Origin of the sequence: Lentzea sp. NEAU-D7 (genome assembly GCF_026242055.1) — a bacterium.
GTDB lineage: Bacteria > Actinomycetota > Actinomycetes > Mycobacteriales > Pseudonocardiaceae > Lentzea.
This window is the reverse complement of record NZ_JAPJDL010000026.1, coordinates 43,049-51,700: the sequence shown is the minus strand read 5'-3', so window position 1 is coordinate 51,700 and position 8,652 is coordinate 43,049. Positions and strand designations below refer to the sequence as shown.

At 69.8% G+C, this 8,652-nt stretch carries 7 protein-coding genes; 3 read left to right on the top strand and 4 right to left on the bottom strand.

Going from position 1 to position 8,652, the window contains the following annotated elements; genetic code table 11:
• Positions 1 to 102: 102 nt before the first annotated feature.
• The 4 genes from ORI60_RS37495 to ORI60_RS37480 form a co-directional block, all read right to left on the bottom strand.
• Positions 103 to 3,852 carry a S8 family serine peptidase gene (locus ORI60_RS37495; protein WP_266042765.1) on the bottom strand — a complete coding sequence of 1,250 codons (3,750 nt, stop codon included), beginning with the start codon at positions 3,850 to 3,852 and terminating at the stop codon, positions 103 to 105.
• Positions 3,853 to 4,037: 185 nt separating this feature from the next.
• Positions 4,038 to 4,673 carry a lamin tail domain-containing protein gene (locus ORI60_RS37490; RefSeq protein ID WP_266042764.1) on the bottom strand — a complete coding sequence of 212 codons (636 nt, stop codon included), beginning with the start codon at positions 4,671 to 4,673 and terminating at the stop codon, positions 4,038 to 4,040.
• A 136-nt stretch (positions 4,674 to 4,809) separates the two neighbouring features.
• Entirely contained in the window at positions 4,810 to 5,298 is a 489-nt protein-coding gene (locus tag ORI60_RS37485; RefSeq protein ID WP_266042763.1) for a lamin tail domain-containing protein, read from the bottom strand.
• A gap of 179 nt (positions 5,299 to 5,477) precedes the next feature.
• A complete protein-coding gene (locus ORI60_RS37480) occupies positions 5,478 to 5,786 on the bottom strand; it encodes a helix-turn-helix transcriptional regulator (protein WP_266042762.1) in 309 nt (102 codons plus the stop codon).
• A gap of 253 nt (positions 5,787 to 6,039) precedes the next feature.
• On the opposite strand from ORI60_RS37480, the gene ORI60_RS37475 reads away from it, so the two are divergent.
• The 3 genes from ORI60_RS37475 (at position 6,040) to ORI60_RS37465 (ending at position 8,651) form a co-directional block, all read left to right on the top strand.
• Entirely contained in the window at positions 6,040 to 6,447 is a 408-nt protein-coding gene (locus tag ORI60_RS37475; protein WP_266042761.1) for a nuclear transport factor 2 family protein, read from the top strand.
• Positions 6,447 to 7,064, top strand: a complete 618-nt coding sequence (locus ORI60_RS37470) for a ScbR family autoregulator-binding transcription factor (protein WP_266042760.1) — start codon at positions 6,447 to 6,449, stop codon at positions 7,062 to 7,064. Before ORI60_RS37475 ends, ORI60_RS37470 begins: the two co-directional genes overlap by 1 nt.
• A 303-nt stretch (positions 7,065 to 7,367) precedes the next feature.
• Positions 7,368 to 8,651, top strand: coding sequence for a serine/threonine-protein kinase (locus ORI60_RS37465; RefSeq protein WP_266042759.1), 1,284 nt, complete (start codon positions 7,368 to 7,370; stop codon positions 8,649 to 8,651).
• The last annotated feature ends 1 nt before the right edge of the window (position 8,652 follow it).

Sequence of the window (8,652 nt, the reverse complement as noted above, 5' to 3'; positions counted from 1 at the left end):
CCGGGCGGGGCGCCCGGGCGCGCCGCCGGGGGGGGGGCCCCCCCGGGGGGGGGGGGGCCCCCCCCCCCCCGCGGCTCGAGGGGCCGGTTCCCTGCTGCCCCCTCAGCTGCCGGAGTGAGTGCGGAACGCCTTCTGGACGGTCTGCACGACCGTGTTCCCCGCTCCGTCCCTGGCCTCCGTGCGCAGCCACACGTCGCCGCCGGGTTTGTCGATCGTGACCTGCCAGCGGTCTCCGCTCGGCTGGACCGCCGCCTGGCTCCACGTCCTGCCGTCGTCCGCCGACCACTGCACCTTCACGACGGTGATGGGTGCGCTGTTGGAGGCGTGCAGGTGGTAGGTGAACGGTGTGCCGGCCGGTGCGGAGTTCATGAGGCCGAGCGGCAGGTCGTGGCGGAGCCGGATGAGCGGCTGGAACTGGCAGGCCGGTTGGCCCGCGTGACACGCGTACCCGGTGGGAGGAGGGTTCTGCGAGCGGTGGGACTGGAAGGTCCACGTGGTCTCGGTGCGCGGAGCGAGGGTGAACAGCACCGGGTTGACCGCGCCCGCGACCGCTCCCGGGGCGTGCGTCTCGACCGCTTCGAGCCGGTAGGCCGCCTTCTCCGGTGCCATCGTGAAGGTGGGGTAGAAGGCCAGCGGCTCCTGGGTGGCCGGGATCTCCGCGTCTCCCCGGAACAGGCGGACCTTGGTGGTCGTGAAGAACTTGCTGTTCTGGTAGGGGTTCGTGTAGTGGCCGGGGTTGCCGTCGGTCCACTGCAGGGCGGGGACGAACGTGTCGCCCGCCCGGCAGTTCGAGCAGAGCTGCCGCCACGCGCCGTTCGCCGCGGGGTAGCGGGCGGGGTGGTCGGACTGCAGTGCGATCGCGGTGCTGTGCATCGGTCCCGCGAACCACCGTTCCGGCGCGGCGGCGGCACCCTCGCGGAACACGTTCTCCTGGAACATGGTCATGGCCGCGCGCTGGCCCTTGGCGTCGGTTCCGCTCAGGGTCACGTGCCGCTTCCAGACGATCCGCTCGTCTCCCGGGCCGATGTACTCCGTCCACGCGGCCGGCGGCGTGAACGTGGTGCCGCGCAGGATTTGCGTCTGCCACAGGCCGGTCGGGAACGGGTACCACGTCTTCTGCACGGTCAGGCCCGGTTTGTCGGCGTGGTAGGCGGTCTGCCGCTTGACCAGCTTGGCCGGGTCCACCGTCCGGCGGTGGTCGGCCGGGATGCCGTTGGCGTCGAGGAAGCTCAGGTTGAACACGGACTCCGGGCCGGGTTTGACGGTGAGCCTCCAGGACGTCTGCTTGGCGAGGAACTCGCCGTCCGCGTTGCCGACGCTCAGCGCCGGGAGCGAGGCGCTGGAGAGCCCGGTGAGCGCGAGCGCACCCGGTGCGTCCACATAGGACAAGATCGCCTTCTTGCCGGCCTGGGCCGCGGCCGTGGCGGCGGTGTTGGCCGCCTTGACCATGTTCGCGGGTGTGTCCGGCTTGATCTTCACCAGTGCCGTGTCCCCGCCGAGCGTCAGGTCCCGCTCACCGGACCACTTCGCGGAGAGCACGGCCACGTCGCCGTCCGTCGTGAGCGTCCGGCCTCCCGAGGACGCGGTGACCGTCGCGGTCTGCAGGGTCACGTTGTCCTGCAACGAGATCGCGCCCTTCTTCGCGGCCGCGGCGGGCGTGGCCCGGATCTCCCACGGTGCCGAGCCGAGCGCGGCGGCCATCTCGGTGATCAACGGCAGCCTCACCCCGTCCTCCGGTACGACGCGGCGCAGGGTGACGGTGCGGTCGCGCTGTTCGGCCGGACCCGGTGGCACGACCTCGATCGGCACGGTCTTCTGCGCGTCGAGCGAGATGTCGGCGGCACCGGTGACGGTCAGTTCCGGTGCGGCGAGCGCGGACCAGCGCCGCACTCCCGCCGTGTTCTCGGTCGCCCAGGTCACCGCCGAGTAGCGGCCGCTCGGCACGTTCGCGACGCCTTCTCCGTTCACGACGTCGAAGTAGTAGCTCAGGGTCTCGTCGAACGGGTCGTTGACGTCGTCGCCACCGTTGGTGTCGTCGACCAGCTGCCCCATCGCCGGTGCGGGCGGTTTGCCGGCGCCGTCGCGGACCCGCACGGACACCGGGAACGTCTGGGGTGCCTCGTAGACGCTGACCGGGGTGCGCAGCGTCGTGCCGCCCCCGGTGGCCGTGACCACGCCGCCGTACACGCCTGCCGGGCCCACCTCCGGGTCGAGGGCGAGGGTGGCGGACGCCTTGGCGCGGGCGGGAACGGTCAACCGGCTGGTGCCGAGGGTGAACCCGGTCGTCGACTTCCCGTCCCAGCCCTTCAGCGTCGCGGTGAGGTCGAGGGTGAGCGCCGTGTCGGAGGTGTTGACGTACTGGAGCTCCCTGGTGAGCACCCCGCCCGTGCCGCGTTCGTGCCGGCCGTAGCTCGCCGACGCGGTGGCCGTGGCCTTCTGCGTGACGGCCCTGGCGACGTCGAGACGGCCGGCACCCTGCTCGTACCAGGACATGCCGACATCGGTGGCGCTGGTGACGAGGGCGTTCTTCACCGTCTGCGCGTCCCAGTCGGGGTGCTGCTGCGCGAGCAGCGCCGCGGCGCCCGCGACGTGCGGCGTCGCCATCGACGTTCCCGAGGCGGCCGTGTAGAGGCCGTCGACCGGGGCGCCCATCGAGGTGTCCGCCGCGCGGGCGGCCACGACGCCGACACCGGGTGCGTTGATCTCGGGCTTCACGTGCGCGTCACCGACGCGCGGACCGGTGCTGCTGAACGGTGCCAGCTTGTTCTGGCGGTCGACCGCGCCGACGGTGAGCGCGGACGCGGCGGCGCCGGGTGAGGTGACCGAACGGCCGGCGGGGCCGTTGTTCCCCGCCGCCGCCACGAACAGCACGCCCGTCTCCGCGGAGAGCCTGTCGACCAGCGCGCTCATCTCGTCACTGCCGTCCGTGACGTCCCCGCCGAGGCTGAGGTTGACGATCCTCGCCCCGGAGCGGGCCGCCCACTCGATGCCCGCCATGACCTGGGAGGTGTCGGCCTCACCGGCGCCGTTGAACACCTTGGCGATCACGAGAGCCGCGCCGGGGGCCACGCCCTTGTACCTGCCCGCGGAACCCTGGCCGGTGCCCGCGATGGTCGAGGCGACGTGCGTGCCGTGGCCGTGCCGGTCGACGACGTCCGGTTCGTCGGAGAAGTTCTCCGTCGCGGTGATCCTGCCGGCGACGTCGGGGTGGTTCGCGTCGATGCCGGTGTCGACGACGGCGACCGTGACACCGGTGCCGTCCAGGCCCGCCTTCCAGGCCTCCGGGGCACCGATCTGCCTGGTGGTCTGCTCGAGCGCGACGCGCACCGGGCGGTCGTACTTCAGCCGCACGCCGGACTTCGCGCTCATGTCCAGCGAGCGCCAGAACTCGCGCGCCTTCGACTTCTCGACCCGGATGCCCGAGGCGCCGAGAGTGCTGATCCGGGTGTGGGCACTGGCGGAGAAGCCACCCGTCATCAGCACCGGTACCGCGGCCGCGCGGTCGTCGGACTGACCGGTGCGCGCGAGCTCGGTGACGTTGAAGAGGGTGCGCTCGACCGTTCCGGACGTGACGGCGCTCATCGCGTCCGACGGGTAGACGTGCAGACCTTTTGCCGTCGTCATCGTGTGGAAGATCGGCTGCTCGCCATCCCTTGGCGCGGCGTGGATCTGGGCGAATTTTCGCCCGTCCGACCGTTCGGTGTAGTCCACGACGTCACCGGTGATGAGCGTGATCCGGTGCGACGCCTCGGATGTCTGCGTCTCCGCCCGCTGCGGTGCCGGCTCGGCGGACGCGGCTGGTGCGACGAGCGTTGCGGCAGCTGCGGCAAGTGCCAGAACTTGTCGAATCACGGCGCCCTCCCTCGTTGATCAGGTCACAGCAGGATGAGGGGCCGCAAATCGTTGGGAAACAGTAAAAAGCGGCGGTTAGTCGCCGTTGGCGACTTCGCGCCACGCACGAGCGTGCCCGGACCACCGAGGGGAGGTGGTCCGGGCACTTCGTTCGGTGCACCCGTTGGACGGTCGGATCCTGTTGGTCAGAAGCTGCGTTCCTGCAGCGAGAAGTCACGCTGGTTGTTGTTGGTGTCCTGGTTCAGCAGGTTGCGCGTGTTGGAACCGTTGAGCTGCGCGGTGCGCTGGTTCTCGGGCTGGGCGTGGACGCCTTCCTTGGCCGCGGTCACCGGCGACGAGAATGCGACACCGTCGATCTTGAAGGCGGTCGGGGCGAGGCTGCCGAAGACAGCCACACCACCGAGAGCCGGGATGCCTTCGGCGCCGGAGAATCGCACCGGGAGAACGTTCGGCGTGGACGTGGTGCCGGAGAACTCCGCGCCCGTCAGCACCAGCGTGCTGCCGACGTTGTTCGCGGGAGCCAGCGTGAGCGGCCCGCCGAGCGGGTCGACCAGCGGGATGGTCTGGATGACCTCGTTGCGCTGGTTGTAGATCCTGATGACCCAGTTGCTCAGGTCGATCTGCTCGTTCGTGGTGTTGATGATCTCGATCGCCTCGTCGAGCGGGCCGTTCGGTCCCATGGTCGAGACCTCGTTGATCAGCACTGCCGGCAGCTGCATGACCTCGGGAGACTCGGGCTCCTCGGCGGCCGTTGCCAGTCCGGCGAACGCGATGGTGCTCGCGATTGCCAGGGCGGCAGCTCCGCTCAGCAGTCGACGCATTGTCCTGTCCCTTCGAGAAAGTGAATTCGGGGTATTCCTCGTAGCGGCCCTGTGGTCGAGGGGAACGACCTGTCTTGCCGCTGGGACTGACTTTGCTCGCATTCGTTCGGCCTCGAAAGGGGCCATTGTTGATTGATCAGTGATTGCTTTCGCCGGGAGAAGGAATTCGGCAGCTGAAGTCGGCTGAGTTGTGATCCGTGTCCCGCGAGGCGCCGTCGCGGCCGAGCGATGAATCTGCGCAAGGTGTCGCGGCTCCCGCTTCCCGGCACGGCGAGGAGGAGCTGAGGCCGACGCTGTCGGTGTGTGCGCCGTGCCGGTTCCTGGCGATTACGCCACTTCCGTCCACGGTCTCCACGATCAGGCCGTTCGGCACTGTTCCGCTGAACGCGGCACCGACTATGACGAAGTATTCGCCCGGACCCAGGGGCGTGCCGGGTGAGATGGTCGCGAGGATTTCGGAGGTGCCGCCGGCGCAGGTCCGGACCGTCCACCCTCCGATGTCTGCCGTCGTGGAGGCCGTGTTGCGCAGTTCGACGAATCCGGCGGGGCCCAGTGCGATCTCGTTGACCTTGACCGGGGAAACGCCCGGTGTGCCGCCGATCGTGCTACCGGCGAGTAGGAGCAACGTCGCGACGGAGTGTCCGAAGGTTGTCACTTCACGAAGTCTGGCCCCCTGTGCGCGGACGCACAGGGGGCCAAAGGTCCTTCCTGCCTGGGACTTGTGGTAGGGCGGTGCCTGCGGCGGCCGCTGTGGGCACCGCCCTCCTGCGGGCGGGCAGACCCCTGCCGTCTGCCCGCGCACCGCTAGCAGGAGTGGTCTTCCTCCCTGGTCCTGCGGCATTCCCGCTCGATCACCGCGGCGCGGTCGAGAGCTGCGTGCGGCACGTCGAGCGCCTCGCTGATCCAGGCGCGCCAGTAAGGGCCGGGAATGCGTTTGCCGCGTTCCCATCTCGACACTTCTTCACGGGTGACGCTGTCGTTTTGTGAGATCTCGCACAACAGGTCCGCGAGTGCGCGCTGGGTCAGCCCTTGTTCTCGCCGCGCCTGTGGAATCAAGGCGGTAATCGGCGGGGTGTCCGGGTGCTCGTGGGCTTGAGTGGCTGCCTTGAGCACGGTTCTGCTCCGTTTCAGTGAGTTGGCGGGTGCGTCATCAACCATGCCTCAAAGTCCGGCAGTTCGTGCCGTGCATTGCGGTGATACCGACGGTCGTTGAAACTTCAGGTACCAACGGAATCGTCCGATCGGATGTTTGGGTGAAACGCAGCTGGTCCAATGGGGTGTGCGCACTCACATTTCGAGCGTCTCGCTAGTGTGACCGCACCGAGTTCATTGCCGCAGCAATGACCGGGATGAGAAGGTGAGTGAAATGTTCTCGACGGTCGAAGCGGTGCAGGTCTTCCTGGCACGACTCGCGGCACAGGACGCACCTGGCATCGCGCGGTTGTGCGCACCGACCGTGGAATGGGAGGCGCCCGACCCCAACGGCGTCCGCTGGGCACTCGGCAGGCGTACCCGCCGTGAGGTCGAGTCCCAGTTCCTGACCTTGTTCGCCACGTTCGACCTGGAGCAGCTGTCGGTGCGCCAGGTGATCGTCGACGGAGGGGACGCCGCCGTGATCGGCTCGGCGCGCTGGCGGATCCGTGCCAGCGGGAAACCGGTGGAAGTGCGCTTCGCCGCGGTGCTTTCGGTGCACCTGGGGGAGATCGAGCAGTACTGGCAGATGCCGGACACCTTCGCCACAGCCGTCGCGACCGGCGTCGCACGGACCAAATGATGAGTTCCAAACGCGAGAAGTCGGCGCACACGCGCACGAAGCTGCTGCGGGCCGCGGCGGAGGTCTTCGACCGCGAAGGGTTCTCCAGGTCGAGCCTCACGGCCGTGTGCGCGCGAGCGGACGTTTCGAAAGGTGCGCTGTATTGCCACTTTCGTTCCAAAGAAGCCCTTGGCGTCGCCATCATCGAGGAGCAGTCCCTGCTGTGGCACCGGCTGCGTGACGAGGTGCTCGCGGTCGAGCCGTCACCGGTGCAGGCGCTGATCGTGATGTCGTACGAGTTCGTCGGCCGGCTCGAGACGGATCTCACCGTGCGGGTGAGCGCGAAGCTGTTGCGGGAGGCGGTGTTCTTCGACGTCGCCGCGGCCGCGCAGGTGATCGGCTGGGTCACGGTCGTGCGGGACCTGCTGTCGCTGGCCTCCGAACGCGGCGAGCTGCGGCCGGAGGTGAACGTGCGGCACGCGGCCGAGCAGATCGTCGCCGAGCTGCTCGGCCTGCAGTTCGTGGCACAGGCGTTGACCGGCGGCACCGATCTCCGCGTCCGGCTGAGCCGGGTCTGGCAGGCCACCTCCGGCTGCCTCGTGACCGCCGAGGTCCGGGAGAAGCTGCGGTTCGAGTGACGGTCGTCCCGGCCCGGCCGGGAGCTGTACGACCTGGCCGGTCGTGCGCCGGATCGGCTCGGCGAAGTCCGCGGGAATCCTCGGTTGCGTTAACAAGCCGTACCCCGGCGACGACAAGGTGCTCGTGCGGGAACTCGCGGTGGGAGCGGTGTACTGGTGACGACACGCCTCCACCAGCGGGAACGCGGCGTGGCGGTGGGCCGGGAGATCTACACCGGGCAGATCGTAGTTTGATCTTCAGGTAGGGCGGGTACCGGAATTCCAGGTGACCCGTTAGGTTGCTGCGCAGGCGAGCGGAGGCCCATGAGCGCACCTTGGGACGGCGATCTGACCGGGTCGGTGATCGACGACCGTTTCGTCGTCGGCACGCTTCTCGGGTCCGGCGGCATGGCGGAGGTCTACCGCGCGTACGACAGATCGACGACCTCCTCGGTGGCGATCAAGATCTTCTCGGGTCCCGGCCTGCCCGACGACGAGCTGCGCCTGCAGCGCGAGGCCTCGATGCTGGTCTCGCTGGACTGCCCCGGCATCATCCCGGTCTACGCCTCCGGCACGGTGTCGCGCCGCCCGTACTTCGTGATGCGCGAGATCACCGGTGGCACGCTGCGCCAGCGCATGCGGGAACCGCTGCCGCCCCGGTTCGTGGCGCGGATCGGCAGCCAGATCGCCGCGGTGCTGGACCACGTGCACGACCTGGGCGTCGTGCACCGCGACATCAAGCCGTCCAACATCCTGCTCGACGACACCGAGAAGCAGGCCTACCTGGCGGACTTCGGTCTCGCGCTGGTGGCCGAGGTGACGCGGGTGACGACGTCCGGCGTGCTGGTCGGCACCGCCGGCTACCTGTCGCCGGAGCAGGTGCGCGGCGCCGACGTCGGCCCGCCCGCGGACATCTACTCGCTCGGTCTCGTGCTGCTGGAGTGCCTGACCGGGCGGACCGAGTACCCCGGCGGCGACGCCGAGGCCGCGCTGGCCCGCCTCGCCCGGTCACCGCGGATACCCGTGGACCTGCCGCTGGCGTGGGTGTCGTTGCTGTCCGCGATGACGGACATGGACCCGGCGCGCCGGCCGTCCGCCACTCAGTGCTCCCGGTCGTTGCAGGCCGCCTTCGAGGCCAGCCGCGGACTGCCGGCGTTGCTGCCGGACGCGGCCGTCGCACCGGACGAGCCTCCGGCCGTGCCCGAGCCCCGGTCCGGCCGGGGCAAGCGCGTGGCGATCGCGGCCGCGGCCGTCGCCGTGACCGCGGTGGCCGTCGTGGTGGCGAACTTCGGCGGTGGCGGGAACGAGGCCCCGGCGGCGGACCGGCCGGTGGTGCCGGACGCGCAGACCCAGGTCGTGACGGTCACGCCCTCGACCGTGACGGTGGTGCAGACGCAGGACGGGTCCGGCGTGCCGGCCGTCTCGGACGCGCCGGGGGTGCCCGGAGCGCCACAGCCCGGGGCCGGTGGGGTCGTGCCGTCGTCGGCTCCGGTCGTGGAGACCACCGAGGTGGAGCAGCCCGGCGGGACGACCAGGCCCAGCAAGGAGAAGAAGGACCGCGGCAAGCCCTCGGGGGATCCGGCTCCGTCGACCGTTCCCCAGCCGTAGG